The organism is Dokdonella sp., assembly GCF_017744955.1.
GTDB lineage: Bacteria > Pseudomonadota > Gammaproteobacteria > Xanthomonadales > Rhodanobacteraceae > Dokdonella_A.
In genome coordinates this window covers 78,055-99,794 of sequence record NZ_JAGIAG010000001.1, presented here as the reverse complement: position 1 = coordinate 99,794, position 21,740 = coordinate 78,055, and the positions used below count along the sequence as shown (strand labels likewise).

The 21,740-nt window shown below is 69.7% G+C and carries 18 protein-coding genes; 11 read left to right on the top strand and 7 right to left on the bottom strand.

What is annotated here, in order from left to right; translation table 11 throughout:
- Positions 1-53 precede the first annotated feature (53 nt).
- From J7520_RS00430 to J7520_RS00415, 4 genes are all read right to left on the bottom strand, one after another.
- Positions 54-3,095: a choice-of-anchor J domain-containing protein gene (locus J7520_RS00430; protein WP_291182662.1), complete on the bottom strand. Its 3,042-nt coding sequence runs from the start codon at positions 3,093-3,095 to the stop codon at positions 54-56.
- A 372-nt stretch (positions 3,096-3,467) separates the two neighbouring features.
- Positions 3,468-5,825: a winged helix-turn-helix domain-containing protein gene (locus J7520_RS00425; RefSeq protein WP_291182661.1), complete on the bottom strand. Its 2,358-nt coding sequence runs from the start codon at positions 5,823-5,825 to the stop codon at positions 3,468-3,470.
- A gap of 117 nt (positions 5,826-5,942) precedes the next feature.
- Positions 5,943-6,413: a hypothetical protein gene (locus J7520_RS00420; protein WP_291182659.1), complete on the bottom strand. Its 471-nt coding sequence runs from the start codon at positions 6,411-6,413 to the stop codon at positions 5,943-5,945.
- Positions 6,414-6,428: 15 nt separating this feature from the next.
- Positions 6,429-7,121 (bottom strand): SDR family oxidoreductase, encoded by a 693-nt coding sequence (locus J7520_RS00415; RefSeq protein WP_291182657.1) that lies wholly within the window; start codon positions 7,119-7,121, stop codon positions 6,429-6,431.
- A 268-nt stretch (positions 7,122-7,389) separates the two neighbouring features.
- On the opposite strand from J7520_RS00415, the gene J7520_RS00410 reads away from it, so the two are divergent.
- On the top strand, positions 7,390-10,230 hold the full coding sequence (locus J7520_RS00410; protein ID WP_291182656.1) for a pitrilysin family protein: 2,841 nt from the start codon (positions 7,390-7,392) through the stop codon (positions 10,228-10,230).
- Positions 10,231-10,381: 151 nt separating this feature from the next.
- Positions 10,382-10,780 carry a DUF4156 domain-containing protein gene (locus J7520_RS00405; RefSeq protein WP_291182655.1) on the top strand — a complete coding sequence of 133 codons (399 nt, stop codon included), beginning with the start codon at positions 10,382-10,384 and terminating at the stop codon, positions 10,778-10,780.
- A 144-nt stretch (positions 10,781-10,924) separates the two neighbouring features.
- Here J7520_RS00405 and J7520_RS00400 read toward each other — a convergent pair whose 3' ends face one another.
- Positions 10,925-12,289: a hypothetical protein gene (locus J7520_RS00400; protein WP_291182653.1), complete on the bottom strand. Its 1,365-nt coding sequence runs from the start codon at positions 12,287-12,289 to the stop codon at positions 10,925-10,927.
- Positions 12,290-12,421: 132 nt separating this feature from the next.
- Here J7520_RS00400 and J7520_RS00395 point away from each other — a divergent pair, with 132 nt between their 5' ends.
- The 8 genes from J7520_RS00395 (at position 12,422) to rpmG (ending at position 18,383) form a co-directional block, all read left to right on the top strand.
- Entirely contained in the window at positions 12,422-13,084 is a 663-nt protein-coding gene (locus tag J7520_RS00395; protein ID WP_291182651.1) for an SCP2 sterol-binding domain-containing protein, read from the top strand.
- Positions 13,081-14,757, top strand: a complete 1,677-nt coding sequence (ubiB, locus tag J7520_RS00390) for a ubiquinone biosynthesis regulatory protein kinase UbiB (protein WP_291182649.1) — start codon at positions 13,081-13,083, stop codon at positions 14,755-14,757. Before J7520_RS00395 ends, ubiB begins: the two co-directional genes overlap by 4 nt.
- Positions 14,758-14,834: 77 nt before the next feature.
- Entirely contained in the window at positions 14,835-15,560 is a 726-nt protein-coding gene (locus J7520_RS00385; RefSeq protein WP_291182647.1) for a hypothetical protein, read from the top strand.
- Between the two features lie 282 nt (positions 15,561-15,842).
- Positions 15,843-16,559, top strand: coding sequence for a glycosyltransferase family 2 protein (locus J7520_RS00380; protein WP_291182645.1), 717 nt, complete (start codon positions 15,843-15,845; stop codon positions 16,557-16,559).
- Between the two features lie 181 nt (positions 16,560-16,740).
- On the top strand, positions 16,741-17,118 hold the full coding sequence (locus J7520_RS00375; protein ID WP_291182643.1) for a glycine zipper 2TM domain-containing protein: 378 nt from the start codon (positions 16,741-16,743) through the stop codon (positions 17,116-17,118).
- A gap of 34 nt (positions 17,119-17,152) precedes the next feature.
- Entirely contained in the window at positions 17,153-17,674 is a 522-nt protein-coding gene (locus tag J7520_RS00370) for an EF-hand domain-containing protein (RefSeq protein WP_291182642.1), read from the top strand.
- Positions 17,675-17,968: 294 nt separating this feature from the next.
- A complete protein-coding gene (rpmB, locus tag J7520_RS00365) occupies positions 17,969-18,205 on the top strand; it encodes a 50S ribosomal protein L28 (protein WP_291182640.1) in 237 nt (78 codons plus the stop codon).
- Between the two features lie 13 nt (positions 18,206-18,218).
- A complete protein-coding gene (gene rpmG, locus J7520_RS00360; RefSeq protein ID WP_291182638.1) occupies positions 18,219-18,383 on the top strand; it encodes a 50S ribosomal protein L33 in 165 nt (54 codons plus the stop codon).
- A gap of 298 nt (positions 18,384-18,681) precedes the next feature.
- On the opposite strand, the gene J7520_RS00355 is transcribed toward rpmG, so the two are convergent.
- Positions 18,682-18,975, bottom strand: coding sequence for an antibiotic biosynthesis monooxygenase (locus J7520_RS00355; protein WP_291182636.1), 294 nt, complete (start codon positions 18,973-18,975; stop codon positions 18,682-18,684).
- Between the two features lie 466 nt (positions 18,976-19,441).
- Between J7520_RS00355 and J7520_RS00350 the strand changes: the two genes are divergently transcribed.
- Positions 19,442-20,341: a LysR family transcriptional regulator gene (locus J7520_RS00350; RefSeq protein WP_291182634.1), complete on the top strand. Its 900-nt coding sequence runs from the start codon at positions 19,442-19,444 to the stop codon at positions 20,339-20,341.
- A 101-nt stretch (positions 20,342-20,442) separates the two neighbouring features.
- Here the strand turns inward: J7520_RS00350 and J7520_RS00345 are convergent, their stop codons facing one another.
- On the bottom strand, positions 20,443-21,648 hold the full coding sequence (locus J7520_RS00345; RefSeq protein ID WP_291182632.1) for a fatty acid desaturase: 1,206 nt from the start codon (positions 21,646-21,648) through the stop codon (positions 20,443-20,445).
- Between the last annotated feature and the right edge of the window lie 92 nt (positions 21,649-21,740).

Sequence of the window (21,740 nt, the reverse complement as noted above, 5' to 3'; positions counted from 1 at the left end):
GGAGAAGGCGGCGCGCACGGCGCCGGTCGAGGCGTGCGGGAGGCGGGCGCGGCTCACGGCGCGGCTCCGTCGAAGTCGTCGTGGAAGATCCGGTCGGGATCGCCGACGACGAAGGTCAGCGGCAGCGCCGTGCGCAGCTGCAGCGGGTCGTTGCTGTGGATGCACAGGTTCGCCTCGTAGCGGCCGTCGCGCAGCTGGCTCGCGTCGAGGACGAGGTTCAGCGTGGCGGCCGGATCGCCCGGTTGCAGCGAGCCGCCGGGCTGGTCCAGGTGCAGCCACGGAATCTCGGCCAGTTCGGCGCAGCGGTTGCCGCGGTGCGCGAAGCTGATCGCGCTGATCTGCGACCAGCCGCCGTCCGGCCCGGTGATCGGATGCAGGAAGCTGCCCTGGCCGGTGGTCTTGTCGACGCGCCAGAGCGAACCGTCCTCGCGTCCGGTCGCGTCGAGATAGCCGAACGCGGCGACGTAGGCGACCGAATCGTCGGCCGGATCGAAGGCCAGCGCGCTGATGTAGCCGTTGGTCGAGAAGCCGAGCGAACCGACCAGGCCGGCCGCGCCGGTGTGCTTGTCGATCGCGTACAGCGCGTCCTGGGTGACGTCGAGGCCGTACAGGCGGCCGTCGTTGTCGAAGTCGATGCTGATGATGCCGGGTGCGCCGTCGATGACCGCGACCTGGATCGCCGTCGCGTTGCGCGGATCGACCGACCACAGGCGGCTGCCGTTGCCGTCGGAGGTGGCGAGGTAGAGCGCGCCGCTGGTCGGGTCCTGCTTCAGGCCGCTCGGCGTTTCCAGCGACGGCAGCGCGAGGGTGCCGATCAGTTCGGGCTGCGCGTAGACGTTCGGCACGACGCTGACCGGCGCGATGCGCCACAGCTGGTGGTTGCCGGCGTCGAGCGCGTACAGCGTGCCGAAGTCGTCGTCGAGGAAGTCGGCGCCGGTGTACGTGTTCGCGCCGATCATGCCGCGCAGGTCGAAGCCGCCGCCCCAGACGCCGGAATAGTCGGCCGAGTCGATCGTGCCGTTGACCAGATAGCCACCCCAGATGTCGAGCGCCCACAGCGGACGGTCGTCGCTGCCGCGCGGCGTCGCGTCGGCGTCGCCGATGCGCGGCACCGCGCCGCGCCGGCCGACGATGTTCGGATCGGGCTTGGCGGCGAACGGCGCCGCGACGGCGTCGTGCAGCGGCAGCGCGAAGCGCGGCTTCTCCGGCAGATGGCTGTTCGCGGCGGCCGTGCCGGCGTGCCAGTCGAGACGGCCGTCGCCGAGGTTGGCGATCTGCACGCTGGCCTGCGCTTGGCCGCCGACCGGCGCGCTGCGTTCGATCGATGTGGGGTCGATCGACACTTCGGCGCGGCGCGCGAGGATCTGCACCTGGCGCGTGCGCGCATAGACGTCCGGATCCGACGGCGTCCACACCAGGCGACGCACGTTGCGCAGGCTCTGCTGGTAGAACGAATACTGCTGCGCGAGATTCTTGTTCTGCAGGCCGATGCCGGCGCAGCCGCCGTGGGCGCAGGCCGGCTGTCCGCCGAACGCGGTGTTGGCGTACTGGAACTCGATCACGCCGCTGCCTTCGTGCAGGATCACTTCAGCGTCGAGGCCGTGATCGGGATTGCCGTCGCCGCCGGCCACCAGCGCGTCCTCGTAGGCGACCACGAAGCGGCGGTTCGGCGCGCTGCCGAGGATCTTCCAGTAGACGTTGCCGGCGCTGATCGTGGTCTCGTAGAACGCCAGCGCATTGGCGTAGGGCGTCAAGGCCGGATCGGGCAGCGGTCGCACGCCGAACTGCGCCAGCGACGGGCAGCTGTTGTAGTAGTCGCGCAGGTTCGCCAGCGCGCCCCAGCCGGCGCACAGGGTCTCGATGCGGTCGCCGAACAGGCGGAAATCGAAGTCGGCCGGGAAGGCGAGGCGGCCGTCGAGCGAGAGCGTGCCGTCGCTGATGTCGATCCAGTCCAGCGGCTGGCTGTCGTCGACGGCATAGCCGCCGGGCGGATCGGCCTGGCCCGACCAGGTCGCCGTCGGCGCGATCGATTCGCTGACGGTCAGGATGCGGTTGTACTGGTGGCTCGCGCCGGGCGCCAGTTCGATCGGCTCGCGGTCGAGGATCGTGCCGACCTGGTTGTCGCGCAGCGAGTGGTAGCGCAGCGTCTTGCCGGTGTGGTTGGTGACGCGATAGCAGAAGTTGACCTGGTCGCCGGTGGCGATCTCCAGCGAGGTCGCGCTGCCGCAGGCGTCCGGCTGCGCCGGGTCGGCGGCGGCCACGGTCAGTTCGAGATCGAGCGGCGCGTCGGCGGCGTCGTCCTGCTCGACCACGACGCGGTCGAGGCCGGTCCAGTCGCCGCGCAGCGTGCCGTCGTCCTGGTGCACGTAATGGCGGAACGCGAGGCGGCCGGTGCCGCTGGTCGGCAGGCCGTCGGCGACGCCGAGCTGGTAGCGCGTCCATTCCTCCGGATAGGTCGACACCGCCTCGCCCGGGTTGAGGTCGAGCAGCAGGGTCTGGAAACCGCCCACGTCCTCCGGCTGCGTGCCGACGTCGGCGCAGGCGCCGCTGCAGGCGCGCACTTGCAGGCGCGTGGGCCACTGCGAGCCGAGCAGGGTGCGCGTGTAGAAGGAGATCTTCGTGTTCGGGCCGAACTGGATCGGCGGTGTGACCAACCAGGAACTGATCGTGCCGGCGTTGGCCAGGGTCGAGTACGGATGCGAGGCGATGTATGAGCTCGGCGAGCCGTCGTAGGCGAGGAAGGTGTTGACCAGGTCGCCCTGCTGCCACACCAGCCAGGGATGGTCGCTGTTGTTCTGGCGGATCCAGCCCTGCGCGAAAAGACCGTGCAGCAGGTCGATCTGCGCGAAGCCTTCGTCGACGACGCGCAGCGCGGACCCGGCCGGGTCCGCGCGCGGCGGTGTGCGGTCGCTGCGGCCGCCGGCGGCCAGCTGGCGCGGATCGAGGAGGCCGGTCGCGTGCGGCCAGGCGGCCGCCAGGCTGGTGGCGCGTTCCGGCGGTGCCGAGGTGGTGCCGGCGGCGCCGGCCCAAGCCAGCGGCGCCCATGCGAGCAGGCCGGCGACGAGCGCCGGGCCTTTGTTGCGGATGCTGTTCATGTCACTCCCCACGTTTCGAATGTCTGCCGCCGCGGATCGTCGCGCCGTGGCTGTCGCGGTGTCCGATCAATACGTCCGGACGGTGACGGCGGCCCCACGTCACCGCCATGCGCCGCGCACGCCATCCGCACAGAACTCAAACATCGCTTGAAAATCATGTGCTTGCGAGGTGGCGGGTAGAGGCTCCGTGGCCTGCGGTCGTACCTGGGCGAGGCATGTCGAGTCGCCGTCGCCGCAGGCGCGACGGCGCGGGCGGGAAAGCCGCCCGTGGCGGACGGACGGTCCGCCGACGGCGATCGGATGCCGGCGGTGGTCCACGGTGCCGCGCCCGATGGATGCCCCGCGCTCGCCGGCACGACGCCGGCTCCCGCGTCAGCGCGCGGCTTGCGCGTCGAGCCTGGGCTCGCGCTCGCCGGCCAGCAGGCGCAGCCGCGCCTCGGCTTCGCCGGCAAGGCCGTCGCGTCCGAGGGCGCGATACAGCTGCGCCGTCGCGCGCGCGGCGTGGTAGTCGCGGTCGGCGTAGGGCACCAGACGACCGCCGAGGGAGGCCGCGCGTTCGAGTTCGCCGGATTGGAGCAGGACCGGCAGCCAGGCGGTGGCCGCCACGACCAGGGCGGACGGCGTGCCGCGTTCCTCGGCCAGCCCGAGCGTGGCGTCGAACGCGGCCTCGGCACCGGGCTGCTTGCGCGCGGCGAGCAGGCGCGCTTCGGCGAGCTTTTCGATCCAGCGTCGATCGAGGTCTTCCGGCGCCGGCGGCGCGGATTTCAGCCGCTGCAGTACCTGCTCGGCGCGGTCGATCCTGCCGAGGCGCAGCGCGGCGTCGATCACCATCCAGCTCGCTTCGGACAGGAGCCCTTGCCCGGTCGGATCGACCGAGCGCGCGACGCGCGCCAGCAGCGCGTCGCCCTGCGCGGCGAGCGCGGCGTAGTCGCCGCGTTCGCCGAGCAGCGCCGCGCGCAGGACGGAGAATTCGGTGTCGCTCTGGCTCGGATCGTCCGGTTGCGGATCGAAGCGCCGGATCAGCTCGTCGGTCTCGCGCAGGCGTCCGGCGGCGAACAGCGCGCGTGCGCGCGCCGCCGCCACGCGGCGGCCGAAGACCTGGTTCGGCAGCTGCGCGGCGAGTTCCATCGCACGCTGGCTGGTCGCCAGCGCGCCGCCGACGTCGAGCAGGCCGAGTTGGGCGTAGGCCTTGTTGTGCAGGCTGATCACCAGCTGGTCGCGCACGCCGAAACCGCTGAGGATCGGGATCGCGCGGTCCAGCGCGGCGATGCCCTGCTCGATGCGGCCGCGATTGACCTCGGCCATGCCGACGTTGATTTCCAGGTTGGCCGTGCCGATGCGGTCGCCGGCGCGTTGCAGGTCGACGCGCGCCTGGCCGAAGTCGGCCATCGCGGCGCCGAACTCGTTGCGGCTCGCGTGCACCACGCCGCGGCCCATGTAGGCGCGGCCGAGCAGGCGGATCTCGTCGCTGTTCTTCAGCAGCGCGATCACCTTGTCGTAGGCGGCCTCGGCGGCGCCGAAATCGAGCCGGCCGACGGTGAGCGTGCCGAGGCCGAGGTAGGCCAATGCGCGCACCTGCAGCGGGATCGCGGCGTCGTCGCTGGCGAGCGGGCGGAACAGGCTCTCCGCTTCGTCCGGCCGTCCCTGCCGCACCGCGGTCTGGCCGGCGCGTACGCGCAGGCGCGGATCGCCGCGCAGCGCCGGCGGCGCGTCGTCGATCAAGTGGCGCGCCTGGCCGAGGTCGCCGACCAGCAGGGCGGCGTCGATGCGTTGCAGCAGCTCGTCGGCCGGCAGCGGCGACTGCGGCGCCGCCGCGTCGGGCACGCCGAGCGCGTCCATCAATGCGATCGCCGCGCTGCGGGAGGCTTCCAGCGGCGTCGCGCCGGAACCTTCGTAGCTGCGCAGGCCGTCGCCGTGATAGACGTCGAGCGTGAAGCGCCAGCCCTGCGCCGAGGCGCTGGCGCGCGGACTGACGATCCAGCCGGCGCCGGTGACCGCGCGCAGGCGGCCGAGCTGGCCGTCGTCGCGCGTCTCGGCGCGGCCGCCGGCACCGACCGCGCTGACCGCCTGCTCGCTCGGCAGCACGTGGCGCTTGGCGTTCTGACGCAGCAGGGTCGCGATGTAGTCCATTCCGCCGAGGCGCACCCAGGCCGATTCGGGCTGGTCGTCGGCCAACTGGACCGGCAGCACCACGAACAATTCCGACGCGTCGCCGGCGGCGACCGCCATGGACGGCGCACGCGCGTGCCATAGGTAGCCGCCGATCAGCGCGGCGACGAGCGCGAGCGACGCGCCGGCGACGAGCCAGGCGCGCTTGCCGCCGTGCGAGCGCGGGACGCTGCCGTCGGCGGACGTCGCCGTTGCGGCGGCGGCCGATGCGCTCTCCGGCGGCATCGTCGCGGCCGACGCGGCGATCACCTCGGTCGGCGCGACCCAGCGATGCCCGAAGCGCGGCACGGTGCGGATCATCGTGCGCTCGGCGCCGGTGTCGCCGAGCACCTGGCGCGCGCGCAGCAGGGTCTGCGCCAGCGAATGGTCGTTGACGTCGGCGCTGCCCCAGACGGCGGAAATCAGCTCGTCGCGGCCGACCGCGCGGTCGCGGTGCTCGATCAGATAGGCGAGGCAGTCGAGCGATTTCGGCGGAATGGCGACCAGCTCGTCGCCGGCCCACAGCTCACGCGAGCGCGGGTCGAGACGGAACCGGCCAAACCGATAGCTGCTCGCGGACATCGACGGACTTGCTCCACCCACACGTGCTTCACCTGCGTTGCGCAAGCGGCACGGCAGGGTACCTCAAACCGTCGCCCCCTCGGACTTCCGGCGGAGGTCCGGCCCCGCGCGCGGCGGTCAACGCGCCATGCGTGCGCGATGCACGCGCTCGATCAGCGCCTCGGCGGTCGGATTCGGTGCGAACGGCGCGAACAGGTGCCGATTCGGAGGCGGCGAGAAGACGATCTTGGCGCCGAAACGGCACGGCGTGCGCAGGCTCAGCGTGATCCGCGGCGGATTGAAGAGCGTCGACGCATCGACGTTGATGATCTCGGCGAGCGCGATGCGCGCCTCTTCGCCGGCCTTGCGCACGATCAACGAGTCGCCGGCCTCGACGACTTCATCGGCGAGGTCGTGGCTGAGCGCATGCAGGAAGACATGCGTCAGAACCGCCGTCCCGATCGGAATCAGCAGGAAGACGGGATCGAACGAGGGCGGGCTGTGCCGGTCCGACAGCCACCGAAGGATCGCGAGCGCGGGGAAACTCCAGCCGATCAGGGGAACGACGCGCTTGTAGAAGTAGGTCCAACGCGAGGAGATCACTCGCATACTTGTCTCATTCCGCTACCAGTCGATCGCCGCGCCGGTCTGCGCGAGGAAGCGGCCGTTGTCGGCCGGCCTCAGGCGATCGATCACGCGCAGCATCGCGGCGACCGATTCGTCCGCGCCGAGCGGCGCGTTGGCGCCGCCCATGTCGGTGCGTACCCAGCCGGGGCTCAGCGCGGCGACGATCGCGCCGTGCTCGGCCAGCGCGATCGAGAGCAGCTTGCTCGCCATGTTCAGCGCCGCCTTGCTGATCGCGTAGCTCGGCGTGTACAGCGCGCTGGTGCCGGCGATCGAGCCGAGGCCGCTCGACAGGTTGACGACCTTCGCGTGCGCGTCCAGGCGCGGCGCCAGCGCCTGCGTCAGCAGCAGCGGACCGGCCGCGTTGGCGTCGAACGCGTGGCGCAGGCCGTCGAGTGCGATGGTGCCGAAGCGCTCGCCGCCGACGCTCGCGCCGGCGTTGTTGATCAGCAGGCCGAGGCGAACGTCGAGCGCGTCGAGTTCGCGCGCGAGTTCGGCGATCGAGCGCGGTTCCGGCAGGGTCAGCGGCAGCACGGTCAGATGCCCCGGATATTCGCCGGCGAGCCGGTTCAACGGCAGCGCGCGACCGGGCTGGCGACAGGTGGCGACGACGCGCTCGCCGCGCGCGAGCAGCTGACGCACGAATTCGAGGCCGAGGCCGCGGTTCGCGCCGGTGACCAGGACATGCGCCATGTCGCCTCCTGCTCGAAGTACCGGGTTTCGACCGGCAGTCTAGCGCCGCCGGCGAGGTTCGTGCGGACCCTGATCCGCGCGCCGGACCGTCGCCGCGGCGGCGGTCCGAGTGCCGCGCGACGGAACTTCCGCCCCGGCGCGACATCCCAGCGCCGACCCGTGACGATGGCCGGTTGCGGACGTCGTTCGGCTACGGTTAGCCTGCCGGCCCTCCAAGTCATGCAAGCCGGCCGCGTCAGGAATCGCCGGAAACCCCCAAGGAGCTCCCATGCGCAAGCAGATCGCCGCCGCCGTGCTGACGGCCACGTTGTTGACCTCCGGCCTGGCCCAAGGGGCGGCCACCGCCGCGCCGGACGGCATCGACATCCCATTCACGCGCTTCACGCTGCCCAACGGCCTGACCGTCATCGTCAGCGAGGATCACAAGGCGCCGGTGGTCGCGGTCAGCGTGTGGTATCGCGTCGGTTCGGCCGACGAGCCGAAGGGCAAGACCGGCTTCGCGCATCTGTTCGAACACCTGATGTTCCAGGGTTCGGAGAACCACAAGGACGAGTTCTTCCGTCCGTTCGAGCTGGCCGGCGCGACCGACCAGAACGGCACCACCTGGTTCGACCGCACCAACTACTACGAGACCGTGCCCACCACCGCGCTCGACATGACGCTGTGGATGGAGTCCGACCGCATGGGCCACCTGCTCGGCGCGATCGGCCAGAAGGATCTCGACGAGCAGCGCGGCGTGGTGCAGAACGAGAAGCGCCAGGGCGAGAACCAGCCCTACGGCCGCGTCGACCAGCGCATCAGCGCGAACGCCTATCCGGCCAATCATCCGTACCACCACGACACGATCGGCTCGATGAAGGATCTCAACGCCGCATCGCTGGACGACGTCAAGCACTGGTTCGGCGCGTACTACGGCGCCGCCAACGTGACCGTCGCCCTGGTCGGCGACATCACGCCGGACGTCGCCAGGCAGAAGATGCTGCAGTACTTCGGCGACATCCCGGCCGGCCCGCCGGTCGCGCGCCAGCAGCCGTGGGCCGCCGAGCGCAGCGAGTCGACGCGCGACACCATGCAGGACCACGTCGCGCAGACGCGCATCTACCGGCAGTGGAACGTGCCGGCGCTCGGCGATCAGGACTCCTTGCAGCTCGAACTCGCCGCGTCCGTGCTCGGCGGCGGCAAGACCTCGCGCCTGTACGAGCGCCTGGTCTACAAGGACAAGCTGGCCGACAGCGTCTCCGTCGGCGTGCAGCCGTTCGCGCTGGCCTCGCAGGTGCAGATGCAGGTCGACGTCAAGAACGGCGTCGACCCGGCCAAGGTCGAGGCCGCGGTCGCCGACGAATGGAACCGCTTCCTGAAGGACGGACCGACCGCGGACGAACTCGCGCGCGTGAAGGTCGGCACGCGGGCCAACTTCGTGCGTTCGCTGGAGAAGGTCAACGGCAAGGCGACGATCCTCGCCGAGGGGCAGGTCTATCGCAACGATCCGGCCGCCTACAAGAGCGATCTCGCGCGCATCGAGTCGGCGACGCCGGCCAGCGTCACGGCGGCGGCGAAGAAGTGGCTCGCCAAGGGCGACTACACGCTGACCGTGACGCCGGCCGCGAAGGACGCCGACTTCTCCAACGAGGACGAGCTGGAGCGGCCCGGCCGCGCCGAACTCGCCGGCCGGCCCGCGGCGGTGCTGCCGCCCAAGCACGACTTCAGCACGGTCGAGTCGAAGGTCGACCGCAGCAAGGGCGTGCCGGAGGTGGCGAGCTTCCCGGATCTGAGCTTCCCGAAGCTGCAGCGCGGCAAGCTGAAGAACGGCATCGAGGTGGTGCTCGCCGAGCGCCACGAGATTCCGGTCGTGCAGATGCAGATGCTGTTCGACGCCGGCTACGCCTCGGACCAGGGCCGCAAGCTCGGCGCCTCGGCGTTCACGATGGCGATGCTCGACGAAGGCACCAAGGAGCTCGACTCGCTCGAGATCGCGCGCCGCGCCGAGCGGCTCGGTGCCGAGATCGGCTCCGGTTCCGGCCTCGACACCTCCAGCGTCGGGCTGAACGCGCTCAGCTCGCAGCTCGAACCTTCGCTGAAGCTGTACGCCGACATCGTGCGCAACGCCGCCTTCCGCGAGGGCGACATGACGCGCATCCGCGGCCAGTGGCTGGCGCGCATCGCGCAGGAGAAGACGCAGCCGACCGGCCTCGCGCTGCGCACGCTGCCGCCGCTGCTGTACGGCGCCGGGCACGCCTATGCGATCCCGTTCACCGGTTCGGGCACCGAGGCGTCGATCCAGTCGCTGACGCAGGACGACCTGCACGCCTACGTGCGCGATTTCGTGCGCCCCGACAACGCCAGGATCCTGGTCGCCGGCGACACCACGCTGGAAGCGATCACGGCCAAGCTCGACGCGGTGTTCGGTGACTGGAAGGCGCCCGATTCGGCGCGGCCGAAGAAGAACATCGCCGAGGTCGCCGCGCCGGCCAAGCCGCGCGTGTTCCTGATGGACCGTCCGGGTGCGCTGCAGTCGCTGATCCTCGCCGGCGTGGTCGCGCCGTCGACCAAGGCGAAGAACAACCTCGAAATCCAGACCATGAACGGCGCCTTCGGCGGCAGCTTCACCTCGCGCCTCAACATGAACCTGCGCGAGGACAAGCACTGGGCCTACGGCGCCTTCAGCTTCCTGCAGAACGCGCTCGGCCAGCGTCCGTACCTGATGTACGCGCCGGTGCAGACCGACAAGACCGGCGAGTCGGTGGCCGAGATCCTGCGCGAGTCGAAGGACGTGATCGGACCGAAGCCGCTGACGCACGCGGAGATCGAGAAGATCAAGGTCGGCGACGTGCGCAGCATGCCCGGCGAATACCAGACCACCGGCGCCGTGCTCGGTGCGCTCAGCGGCATCGTGCTGTACGACCGCCCGGACGACTACGTGCAGACCCTGAAGCCGCGCATCGAGGCGCAGACCGACGCCGCTGTGCAGGCGGCCGCGGTCGAAATCATCAAGCCGGACGCGCTGACCTGGGTCATCGTCGGCGACCTGAAGAAGATCGAGCAGCCGATCCGCGACCTGAAGCTCGGCGAGGTCAAGGTCATCGACGCGGAAGGCAAGGCGCTGCGCTGAGCGCGAGATTTTTCGGAAAGCATCTCTCGCAGAGGCGCAGAGATCGCGAAGAAAAGCCCTAGTGCTCTTTCTCCGCGATCTCTGCGCCTCTGCGAGAAAAAGTCTTCTTGTCGAGCCACACGTCCCACTCACGAACACGCTGGAGAACTTCATGAAACGCCTCGCCGTGATCCTCGGTGCCGTCGTCCCGGTCGCCGCCTGCAGCTGGGGCATCAAGCTCGATTCCGGCGGCGAGAAGGTGCGCGCCGCATGGAACCAGGACGTCGGCGCGAGCTGCAAGGACATGGGCAAGATCACCGTGTCGGTGCTCGACCACGTCGGCCCGCTCAACCGCCGCGACCTCAAGGTGCGCGACGAACTCGAAGTGATGGCGCGCAACGAAGCGGCGCGCATGGGTGCCGACACGGTGCAGCCGGTCGGCGATCCGCAGGACGGCGAGCAATCCTGGCGCGCGTTCCATTGCGGTCCGGCCGCGCGCGACAAGCCGGCGATGCGCATCGAACAGCGCGGCAAGGACGGCGCGGTCGAGACCTACCCGGTCAAGAATTAGTCCGGTCGAGAACGAGGCGCGGCTCGACGTCGACGTGGCGGATCGGCCGCGTCGACGCCGGATCCGTCCGCCTGCGGCGAAGCACGTCGCCGGTCGCGAGGCCGCCTGCGGCTTCGCGTCACGGGAATCCGTCGATGAAGTCCGTCAGCGCGCAACGCGCTCGCGGTTCGGTGCCAGCGGCAAAGCCCGCGTCGAATGCGACGGTGGCTGCAACGACGACGACGGTCGTGCCGGCACGAGGCTGTCGAACGGCACGATCGCCGATTCGGCGTCGAAGCGGCAGGCGCCGGTGACGTAGCCCAGCGCGACCAGGCGTTCGCACGACGCCTGCAACGACGTCGCGCTCGGCTGCGCCGCGCCGTCGCGCCACGCGCGCAGCGCCTCCCAGCCGGCGATGCCTTCGGGCTCAGTGAAGCCGCAGTGGCTCGGCTTGTCCTCGTCGACCAGCACGCTGGTCAACTGGTCCGCCGGCAGCGCCTTGCGCACGAATTCCTGGTTCGAGGGAATCACCAGCTGGTCGCGGCTGGTGTGCATCGAGAGGATCTTCGCCGCGCCGACGCGGCCGTGGAAATCGGACGCCCTGCGCAGCTGCAGCGCCGCGCGCGGATCGGCCGCGATGCGCGCGATGCCGGCCTGGATCTCCGCGTCGCTGCCGTAGTCGACGCCGGCGGTGGTGAACGGGTTGCGCCCGCCGAGCTTGTCCGGCGCGCGCACCAGATCGCTCATCACGTAGATCGAATAGCCGAGCGTGGTGACGAAGAATTTCTCGTCGGTGATGTGGGCGAACGCCATCAGTTCGTCGCGGCGCTTGTCCATCGCGTCGTTGCGCAGGTAGTCCGGCAGGCCGACGCCGGTGCAGCGGGTCACGTCGAGCAGGGTCGGCAGCACGCGCGCCTGGTCCTGCAGATCGCCGAGATCGTTCGGAATGTCGCGCAGGTTCAGCGCCCACGGCAGTGGCGGCGATCCCTTCTTCAGGTCGCCGGCGCCGTGGCAGACGACGTCGTAGGCGAGGCGGAGGTCGATCGCGGTATCCCAGATGCGCGAGCCCGCCGCAGCCGGGCACAGCGAATAGGCCATGCGTACGCGCGGGAATCCCGGCGCCTCGGCCAGCTTGAGCGCGAGCAGGCCGCCGAGCGAGCCGCCGAACGGAACGATCTCGCCGGGCAGGCCGAGCTTCTGCTCGAACAGGGCGACCAGTTCGCGGTTGTCGTCGATCGCGGTGAACACTGCCCAGCCGCGCTGGTTGAAGGCGCTGGCGGCGACCGCGTAACCCTCGGCGAGCATCACGGATTTCAGCGGGCCGAGGCTCGGCGGCCCGTCCGCCGGGTTGAAGTCGAGCCCGTGCTGGAACAGCACCAGCGCGTCGCCGGGCTTCCAGTCGTCCGGTGCCTGGATGCGGTACCACGCGCCGGACGGCGCCTGGCCGGTGAATTCCTGCACCGCGTGCAGGTCGCGGCCGAACGCGAGCGTCAGGGCGAGCAGAGCGAACGAGCACCAATTGCGAATCATCGACTTCCCCTGCCGTATCGGCGGCCGCGATTCTGCCATCGCCCCCGGCATCGGCACGTGAACGAGGAGGGCGGCAGGGCCGCGCAGCGCCGGCGAGCGGCGGCGGTGCGCGCGCAGGTAGAATCGCCGACCATGTCCGAACTCGCCGCCCATGGCGCGCCGCGCGCGCCGAACCCGATCCTGGCCGTGCTCGGCCGCGCGCTCGAAGCCGCGCTGAACCGCCTCGTCGATCTCGATCCGCAGACCCTGCCGCGCCTGGCCGCGCTCGAAGGGCGCGCGGTGACGATCGACGGCAAGGGCGCGGCACCGTCGCTGCGTCTGCGCGTCGAAGGCGGACGCCTGCGCGTGGGGCCGGCCTTCGCCGGCGACAGCGCGCTGCGCGTCGCGGCGACGCCGGGGGCCCTGCTTTCGATGGCGCTCGCGCGCGGTCGCGACGAGGCGCTGGCGCCGGGTCGCGTCGAGATTTCCGGCGACGCCGAACTCGCCCGCCGGCTCGAACAGATCGCCACGCGTTTCGCGCCGGATTTCGACCAGGCCTTCGCGCGCGCGTTCGGCGACGTGCTCGGTTTCCAGCTCGCCCGCGCCGTGCGCGGCGGGCTTGCCTGGTCGCGCGCCGCGGCGAGCGGTTTTGCGCGCGACGCTGCCGAGTACCTGAGCGAGGAAGGCCGCGACCTCGTCGCGCGCGCCGAACTGGAGCGGTTCCTCGACGACGTCGATTCCGTGCGCGAGCGCGCCGACCGCCTCGAGGCGCGTGTGCGCCGGCTCGAAGCGCAGCACGGAACTGTCGCGCGATGACGAGCTGGCGGCAGCTTCCGCGCCTGGCGCGCATCGCGCGCGTGCTCGTGCGCTACCGGCTCGACGACCTGATCGACGCGACGCATCGCGTCCGTCCGCTGAATGTCGCGCGCGCGCTGCTGCCCAAGCCGCGCGCGGAGATCGCGGCGCTGCCGCGCGGCGAGCGGCTGACTCTGGCGCTGACCGAGCTAGGCCCGATCTTCGTGAAGTTCGGCCAGATCCTGTCGACGCGGCGCGACCTGATGCCGCCGGACATCGCCGAGGCGCTGACGCGCTTGCAGGACCAGGTCGCGCCGTTCGATCCCGGTCTCGCGCGCGCCGCCGTCGAACGCGCGCTCGGCGCGCCGATCGCGGAGCGCTACGCGAGCTTCGACAACGCGCCGCTGGCGTCCGCCTCGATCGCCCAGGTCCACGCGGCGACGCTGGCGGGAAGCGCGGGCGCGCCGCCGCGCGAGGTGGTGGTCAAGATCCTGCGGCCGGACATCCACGCACGCATCGCCGACGACGTCGCCCTGCTGCACGCGCTGGCCGGCCTGGTCGAGCGGTTCCATCCGAAGGCCGACAAGATCCGTCCGCGCGAGATCGTCGCCGAGATCGAGACGACGCTGACCAACGAGCTCGACCTGCAGCGCGAAGGCGCCAACGCGTCGCTGCTGCGGCGAAACTTCGCCGGGTCCGACGACCTCTACGTGCCGGAAGTGATCTGGTCGCACACCACCGAAGGCGTGCTGACCCTGGAGCGCGTGCGCGGCATTCCGGTCGACGACCTCGCCGCGCTCGACGCCGCCGGCATCGACCGCGTCGCGCTGGCCGAGAAGGGCGTGCGGCTGTTCTACACGCAGGTGTTCCGCGACAACTTCTTCCACGCCGACGCGCACGCCGGCAACATCTGGGTGGACGCGACGCGGGCCCACGATCCGCGCTTCATCGCGCTCGACTTCGGCATCATGGGCTCGCTGCCGGAGCGCGACCAGTACTGGCTCGCGGAGAACTTCCTCGCCCTGTTCAACCAGGACTACGCGCGCATCGCGGAACTGCACGTGCGCGCGGGCTGGATGCCGGCCGACGCGCGGCTGGACGAACTGGAGGCCGCCGTGCGTGCGGTGTGCGAGCCGTACTTCACGCGGCCGTTGTCGGAGATCTCGCTGGCCGAGGTCGTGGTCAAGCTGTTCCAGGTCGCGCGCCGCCACGAGCTGACCTTGCAGCCGCAGCTGATCCTGCTGCAGAAGACCCTGCTCAACATCGAGGGCGTCGGCCGCCTGCTGCATCCGCGCATCGATATCTGGGCCACCGCCAAGCCGGTGCTGGAACGGATATGGCGCCAGCGCAGCGGTCCGCGCGCCGCGCTGAAGGCGCTGCGCCGGCGCCTGCCGGAATGGCTGGCTGCGGCGCCGGAGATGCCGCAGCTGGTGCACGAGTACCTGAGCCGGGCCGCCGGCGGCCGCCTGGAACTTCGCATCGCTTCCGATGATCTCAAGCAGCTCGACGTGCGCATCCGGCGCGGCCAACGCGTGGCCGTCTGGCTTGCGCTCGGCGTGTCGCTGCTGGTCGGCGCCGCCGCGATCGCGGTGCTGTCGCCGGCGGGCGCGCGCCATGCCGGCCTGCCTCTCGGCGCCTGGCTCGGCGTGGCCGCGGCGGCGGTCTGCTTCGTCGCCGCGCGCCGGCGTACCTGATTTCGATTCGGCGGGTGCCGATCGGGCACTCCGCTTCGACCGATTTTGTTTCGACGTTTCCGATGGAGATCCAAGCCATGAACAAATTCCTTCTGCTCGCGATCGCCTGCATGCTCGGCGCCACGGCCTGTTCGCAGGCGCTGCGCGAGCCGACCGATGCGCAGCTCGGCGCGCTGCTGCGCGTCGAGAACGCCGATCCGGCCGACGCCAATGCAGCGCTCGACGGCCTGGCGATCGAATGCCTGCGCGCCTGGTCGCAGGACAAGGATCTGCAAAAGGACCTTCCGGTCCGCACCGCCGGCGAAGACGGCAGGAAGGCGTGCCGCGCGCGGCTCGACGGATGGATCGCCGATGCCGGACGCAATCCGGACAAGTTCTCCTTTGCCGACGTGAGCGCGCCGGAGACGGTGCGTCGCGCCGTGGAACTGCAGCGCGCGCGCAGGACCGCGGCGATGGCCGCCGCGAAGCAGGAAGCGGCGATTCCGACCAATCCGCTCTCGCGGCCGATGGCGGCGGCGCAGCCGGAGGACCTGGCGTTCCAGTCCAGAGAGGCGGAAAACGCCGTGCAGGAAGCGGAAACGCTCTGCCAGCAGACCCAGGGCGCCGCGCGCGCGCCGGGCGCGAATCCGCGTCTGGTGTTGTATGCGAAGTTCTGCGAGAGGAACGCCGGCGGAATGCGCAAGACGATGGAAGGAATGGTCAAGTCCGGCAACGCCTCGGCTCTGAAGGGGATGGTGAAGAACGCCAACATCAAGTCGAACGCCGCGCGCGAAGTGCTCGCGCTGCCGCCGGTGAAGGGATAACGGCGCACCGACGCGCCTCGCGGATCTGCCGACGGCCGGCCTCTCGCCGTCGGCAAGGCCGAGGCGGGCCTGCTCGCGCGTCGGCGGGCTGACCGCGGGAAGGCTTTTCTTGGGCGGCGGCGCCTGCCGTCGCTCATCCGGCGACATCAGACTCGTGGGCCGCTTCTCGGCGAGCGCGGCGCCACAACGTGTGGATTTCCATTTCGCACCAAAAGCGCGTGCGGCTGAAGCCGTCGCCGAGTTCGGGGATAATGCGCGCTTTCGTCCCGGCGCCCGCGCCCCATGCCCGTACTCTCCGTCGTCGTGCCTGTATTCAACGAGCGCGACAATATTCCGCCGCTGCTCGCCGAGATCGCCGCCGCGCTGCGCGGCCGCGTGGATTTCGAGATCGTCTACGTCGACGATGCCAGCAAGGACGATTCCCTCGCCGTGCTGCAACAGGCGAAGGCCACCTATCCGGAACTGCGCGTAGTCCGGCATCTGAGCCAGAGCGGCCAGAGCACGGCGATCCGCAACGGCGTCAAGGCCGCGCGCGGCGAATGGGTCGCGACGCTCGACGGCGACGGCCAGAACGATCCGGCCGACATCCCGAAGCTGATCGCGATGCGCGACGACTCGCCGGCCGCGATCAAGCTGTACGCCGGCTGGCGTGTCCATCGCCAGGATTCGGGCAGCAAGCGCTGGGCGTCGAAGTGGGCGAACGCGATCCGCTCGCGCCTGCTGCGCGACGACACGCCCGACACCGGCTGCGGCATCAAGCTGTTCGAGCGCGCGGCCTTCCTCGACCTGCCGTACTTCGACCACATGCACCGCTATCTGCCGGCGTTGATGCAGCGCGCCGGCTGGCAGGTGCGCAGCGTGCCAGTCAACCATCGTCCGCGCGGCACCGGCGTGTCGAAGTACAACAATCTCAATCGCGCGCTGGTCGGCATCTCGGACTTGCGCGGCGTCGGCTGGCTGATCAAGCGGTCGCGCCGCACCGATGTCGAGGAAACGTGAAGCGTTCCGGCGCTGTCGTCACTAGCTGAACGATTCCCGGTGCACGGGCGCGCCTCGGGTTGATCCGCCGCGGCGTCGTTCGTAAAGTCGAGCCACTGTCCGCGCAGCTGGTGCCAGCTTCGTCCGACCGGCGCCACTGCTCTCCCGCGATCCTGTCGCGCATCCGCAGGAGGTCGTCCTGATGAGCACTCTTTTCCCGTCCGTCGCCGTCCCTGCCGTCCAGGTGCGTCCGTGGCGTCCGTGGCGTCCGCTGCGCCGCATCGGCGCGATGCTGCTGGTCGTGCTGTTCGCGCTGCTGATGGCCGACGGCGCGTTCGCACGCGACAACAAGAAGAAGCGCAATACCCTGATCGGCGTCGGCATCGGCGCGGTCGGCGGTGCGTTGCTCACCAACGGCGACGTCTGGGGCACGGTCGGCGGCGCGGCCGCCGGTGGCGTGATCGGCAACGTGCTGACCAAGGACCGCCACGATCGTCGCTGGGACCGTCGCGACTACTACGACCGTCACGACCGCCGTGACTACTACGATCGCCGCGATCGCCACCACCATCGTCGCTGAAACGATCCAGTCCACTGCCGGAGGAGAAGGCATCATGTCGACCCATTCCGTTCGCGCTGCGCTGCCGTTCGCGGCACTGGTTCTCCTGCTCGGCCTCGGCGCCGCGCACGCGCAATCCAGGCAATCCAGCACTCCGTCGACGAAGGCAGCAGCGGCAGCCGCCAGCGCCGACGACGACGAAGACGGCAACGCGCAGAAGGAACGCCGCGCGCGATACGTCGCACGCGCGTTCGACCGGTTCGATACGAACCACGACGGCCAGATCGACCGCGAGGAATTCGCCGTCGGCCTGGGCAAGTACCTCGATCGCCAGCGCAACGCGTTCAACCGGGACTTCAAGGCCGCCGACGCGAACGGCGACGGCAAGCTCAGCAAGGAAGAGGCGAGCGACGCCAATCCGGTGCTGGCCGAGCACTTCGAGGACATCGACGCCAATCACGACGGTTTCCTGACGAAATCCGAAATCCGTGCCTCGATCCGCGAGCAGCAGACGCGCGTGACCGTCGAAGGCGACGACCAGGACGACGACGCCGGTACTGCGGCGAAGAAGGACTGACCTCGGACGGCGCCGCCGCCAGCGCGGCGCCGAACTCCTTCCAGCGATGGGGTGGAAGGCGGCCGTCATGACCTGGCCGATCCCTCCATTGCGCTGCGGGCTTGCCGCAAGCCGCTGATTCCGCTATAAAGCGCGGCTCCCTGCGACGTTCATCGCCCTCCGGGCACGCGGATTCCGGTCATGCGGTCCGCCCGCGTCGAACGCTCATGGGACTTCCAGCACCGCATGGCGCATCGTCGCCGCTGGGCCGTCACCGCCCTGGCCAAGGGCGGAATCGAGACTTACGAGGTTCGCATGTCCAGAGTCTGCCAAGTCACCGGAAAGAGTTTCCAGTCCGGCAACAACGTTTCCCACGCCAACAACAAGACGCGCCGCCGCTGGCTGCCGAACCTGCACGAGCGCCGCTTCTGGGTGCCGAGCGAGAAGCGCTGGGTGTCCCTGCGCGTGTCCAGCCACGGGCTGCGCACGATCGACAAGAAGGGCATCGAAGTCGTCGTCGCCGAGCTGCGCAAGCGCGGCGAGAAGATCTGAGGAGTAACCGACCATGGCATCCAAGCGCGACAAGATTCGTCTGATCTCCTCGGCCGGCACCGGCCACTTCTACACCACCGACAAGAACAAGAAGAACACACCGGACAAGATGGAGGTCAAGAAGTACGACCCCGTCATCCGCAAGCACGTCGCCTACAAGGAAGGCAAGATCAAGTAACCGCAGGACGCGGACACCGCTTCATCCGAAACCCGCCCTCGTGGCGGGTTTCTTCTTTTCTGCATGCGGGCGACGCGGGCCGACCGGCAAACCCGGTTTCCCTGTCCGTCGGGCTCGTGCCGGAGTCGCTGCGGCCGAGCGCTTTCACGTCGCACGGGCGGCGGGCCGCGCAAGCGTTCATTCGGCAAGGCGTCCAGCACACCTGCCATTCTCGACGTGCTGGTAAAAGCCACGCCTGGGGCGTGGGGCTGTCGCAATCAAACGTCCGCATGCGACGGCCCGACAGCAGTCCGCGCGTTCAGGCACTCTGCCCGAGGCGATACCCCTCCACTCGTTCGACCCCGTCCCAATGCATCGCCTCGAACGCGAGCATCTGCCGGTCCTCCGCGTCGCGCGCGCTCCGGCCGCGGTCTTTCGCCCGCCGCTCGGCAAGAACGAAACGGCGCGGATTCCTTTCGTCGGGCAGCAGCTCGTAGCGCACGGAGCCGTTCGCTTCTCGGAGCGGTTCGACCAGTTCGCCCAGTCTCGTGCGCAGCAGAGCTTCCCGCCCCGGTTTGGCGTACAGCACCGCCACGAGATGCAGCTGGGTCATCTTCGTTGTCCTTTCGAAAGTGGATCGGCACGGGCATCTGCGCCTCGTGCCGCCGGCGCGGAGCCTGGTCGGCGGGACGGGCCGCCGTCGGGCTGGCGATGCTGAAGCGTTCGTCAAAAGCCTTTGCGCATCGGCCCGCGCCGCCAGGTGAGCGCATGAAGCGGCGACTCATTCCTGGGCTGGCGCCACGTCGATGTCGTGCGGGCCGGGTGGAATCGCAATGCCGCCAAGTTGGCATCCGAATGCGCCGGGGGCGTCGAGCGCGTATTTGTCGAATCCGGCGGTTAGCCGATGGACGTTTCATCCCCACTCGAGCGGCATGCGGGCTCGTGCCTCTCAAGCGCTTGTTTCCCCGCTTCCCTGCTGTTTCGCGACGCTGCTTCAGACCCGAGCGCGCGACTTTATGACAAGGCCTCCAAGGCCGGAAGTGATAAAATCCATATGGTCTCCATCTCCATTTCCGATCATGTTGGATGCTCTGAGCCTGGACCATCTGCGGGTTTTCGTCGCGATCGCCGACTACGGAAGCTTTTCCGCGGCTGCGCGGCAGCTCCATAGGGCGCAATCGGCCGTGAGTGCCGCCATCGCGAGCCTGGAAAGCACGCTGGGCCTGCCACTGTTCGATCGCAGCGGCTGGAAGCCGAAGATGACCGTTCACGGACGCGCGCTGCTCGTCGACGCGCGCGACGTGCTCGCTCGCGCCGATCAGCTGAAGGTCCGCGCGTTGGGGATGACGCGGGGGCTCGAGGCGGAGCTGTCCGTCGTCCTCGACGTGATGTTTCCCACGGCGAAGCTCGTGAGCCTGGTGACGGATTTCCAGCAGGCGTTCCCAGGGGTCGTCCTGCGGCTGTGCACCGACGTGCTCGGCGGCGTTCCCGAGCGCGTGCTCAACGGCGGCTACGACCTGGGCGTGCAGGGAATGCCTGACGTCGAGCCGGAGCTGATCAGCCACGTCCTGCCGGACATCGTCCTCGTGCCGGTGGCGGCGCCCGGCCATGCGCTCGCCCGGCAGCACGGCATTCCCGAAGACGAACTCGCGGAACATACGCAGATCGTGCTGACCGACCACAGCGGCAGGACCAGCGGCCGCACGATCTCGGTCTTTTCCAACCGGCGGATTCTCACCTCGGATCTCGGCTCCAAGAGAATCATGCTCCTCGCCGGCCTGGGCTGGGGCTTCATGCCGTACAGCTTCGTGGAGGACGATCTCGGCCTCGGGCGTCTCGTCGAGCTGGATCTGGAAGATCGCCGGCACCGCCGGCGCAGCAAGCCGCTTTTCGCCGTCCATCGGCGCGACACGCCGCTCGGCCCCGCCGGACGCTGGGTGCTCGAGACACTGTTGCCGCGTGAGGAAACGCGCGCTTGAAGGATTTCCCGCGGCGGGGCTTCGGCGCCGCCGCCGGCATCCGATGACATGAAAAAGCCCGCGCGAGGCGGGCTTTTTCGTGGCTGCGGAAAGGCTGTCGCTCAGCCCGGGTCGCCCGCGAGCCGATAGCCCTTCAGGCGCGCGGCGAACTCCGCCAGGGTGCGGATGCCGGTCGCCTCGGCTTCGCGGCACCAGTCCTTGAGGCCGTCGAGCATGCCGTCGGCGTTGCGGCCGTTGCGCTCGGTCAGCGCGGCCAGGCGTGCGCGGAACTCGCACACCGTGCGCAGCTGCGGATGCTTCTCGGTGAATGCGGTCATGCGCTCGCGCGAGGAGGCGTCGAGCCAGCGGCCGCCGTTGCCGAGCGCCTTGCGCAGCTTGCGCGGCAGCGCGGCGATGCCGGCGCCGGCCTTGCCGGCTTCCTCGCGCAGCGTCGGCGCGATGACGCCGCGGAAGTAGTCGCTCATCACGTGGAAGCGGTGCGACAGCACGGCCTTGACCGTATCGGCATCGGGCAGGTGCATGTTCGGGCGCACGTCCAGCGTCGGCGCGACGCGCAGGACCTTGGACAGGCGCAGCGTCTCGAACAGGCGGATCGCGGCCCAGCCGATGTCGAACTCCCACTTGCGCAGCGCGAACTTGGCCGAGCTCGGGAACGCGTGGTGGTTGTTGTGCAGCTCTTCGCCGCCGATCCAGATGCCCCACGGCGACAGGTTGGTCGAGGTGTCGGCCGATTCGAAATTGCGGTAGCCCCACCAGTGGCCGATGCCGTTGACGAAGCCGGCCGCCCAGAACGGAATCCAGATCATCTGGATCGCCCACACCGCGATGCCGACGACGCCGAACAGGGCCATGTTGATCACCAGCATCAGCGCCGGACCCCAGTACGCGCGCGGCGTGTAGACGTGGCGCTCGATCCAGTCGTCCGGCGTGCCGCGGCCGTACTTCTCCATGTCGTCGAGATTGTGGCTGGCGTCGCGATAGAGGCCCACGCCGTCCCAGAACACCTTCTTGATGCCGTAGACCTGCGGGCTGTGCGGATCTTCTTGTGTCTCGACCTTGGCGTGGTGCTTGCGATGGATCGCGACCCATTCCTTGGTGACCATGCCGGTCGAGATCCACGACCAGAAGCGGAAGAAGTGCGCCAGCACGGGATGGAAGTCGACGCCGCGATGCGTCTGGCTGCGGTGCAGGTACAAGGTCACCGTGAAGATCGTCAGCTGGGTCACGACCAGCATGTAGACGATCCAGGTGCCCCAGGAGCCTTGCGTCAGCCCTCGCGCGGCGAAGGAAAGAAGAGAGTCGGGCATGTCGGGGTACTGCGGGAGGAAGAAGTGGAAGCGCACTATACGCGGGCCGATATGGCGCTGCCATTGCGCGGAATCAAGTTTTGTGAGCGGCT

What these genes read in the sequence shown, in the direction of transcription:
- J7520_RS00345 (WP_291182632.1), bottom strand. Translation starts at nt 21,648, where the DNA reads ATGCCCGACTCTCTTCTTTCCTTCGCCGCGCGAGGGCTGACGCAAGGC.
- J7520_RS00395 (WP_291182651.1), top strand. Translation starts at nt 12,422, where the DNA reads ATGTCCGAACTCGCCGCCCATGGCGCGCCGCGCGCGCCGAACCCGATC.
- J7520_RS00400 (WP_291182653.1), bottom strand. Translation starts at nt 12,289, where the DNA reads ATGATTCGCAATTGGTGCTCGTTCGCTCTGCTCGCCCTGACGCTCGCG.
- rpmG (WP_291182638.1), top strand. Translation starts at nt 18,219, where the DNA reads ATGGCATCCAAGCGCGACAAGATTCGTCTGATCTCCTCGGCCGGCACC.
- J7520_RS00405 (WP_291182655.1), top strand. Translation starts at nt 10,382, where the DNA reads ATGAAACGCCTCGCCGTGATCCTCGGTGCCGTCGTCCCGGTCGCCGCC.
- J7520_RS00430 (WP_291182662.1), bottom strand. Translation starts at nt 3,095, where the DNA reads ATGAACAGCATCCGCAACAAAGGCCCGGCGCTCGTCGCCGGCCTGCTC.
- J7520_RS00415 (WP_291182657.1), bottom strand. Translation starts at nt 7,121, where the DNA reads ATGGCGCATGTCCTGGTCACCGGCGCGAACCGCGGCCTCGGCCTCGAA.
- J7520_RS00380 (WP_291182645.1), top strand. Translation starts at nt 15,843, where the DNA reads ATGCCCGTACTCTCCGTCGTCGTGCCTGTATTCAACGAGCGCGACAAT.
- J7520_RS00375 (WP_291182643.1), top strand. Translation starts at nt 16,741, where the DNA reads ATGAGCACTCTTTTCCCGTCCGTCGCCGTCCCTGCCGTCCAGGTGCGT.
- J7520_RS00385 (WP_291182647.1), top strand. Translation starts at nt 14,835, where the DNA reads ATGAACAAATTCCTTCTGCTCGCGATCGCCTGCATGCTCGGCGCCACG.
- ubiB (WP_291182649.1), top strand. Translation starts at nt 13,081, where the DNA reads ATGACGAGCTGGCGGCAGCTTCCGCGCCTGGCGCGCATCGCGCGCGTG.
- J7520_RS00425 (WP_291182661.1), bottom strand. Translation starts at nt 5,825, where the DNA reads ATGTCCGCGAGCAGCTATCGGTTTGGCCGGTTCCGTCTCGACCCGCGC.
- J7520_RS00410 (WP_291182656.1), top strand. Translation starts at nt 7,390, where the DNA reads ATGCGCAAGCAGATCGCCGCCGCCGTGCTGACGGCCACGTTGTTGACC.
- rpmB (WP_291182640.1), top strand. Translation starts at nt 17,969, where the DNA reads ATGTCCAGAGTCTGCCAAGTCACCGGAAAGAGTTTCCAGTCCGGCAAC.
- J7520_RS00355 (WP_291182636.1), bottom strand. Translation starts at nt 18,975, where the DNA reads ATGACCCAGCTGCATCTCGTGGCGGTGCTGTACGCCAAACCGGGGCGG.
- J7520_RS00370 (WP_291182642.1), top strand. Translation starts at nt 17,153, where the DNA reads ATGTCGACCCATTCCGTTCGCGCTGCGCTGCCGTTCGCGGCACTGGTT.
- J7520_RS00420 (WP_291182659.1), bottom strand. Translation starts at nt 6,413, where the DNA reads ATGCGAGTGATCTCCTCGCGTTGGACCTACTTCTACAAGCGCGTCGTT.
- J7520_RS00350 (WP_291182634.1), top strand. Translation starts at nt 19,442, where the DNA reads ATGTTGGATGCTCTGAGCCTGGACCATCTGCGGGTTTTCGTCGCGATC.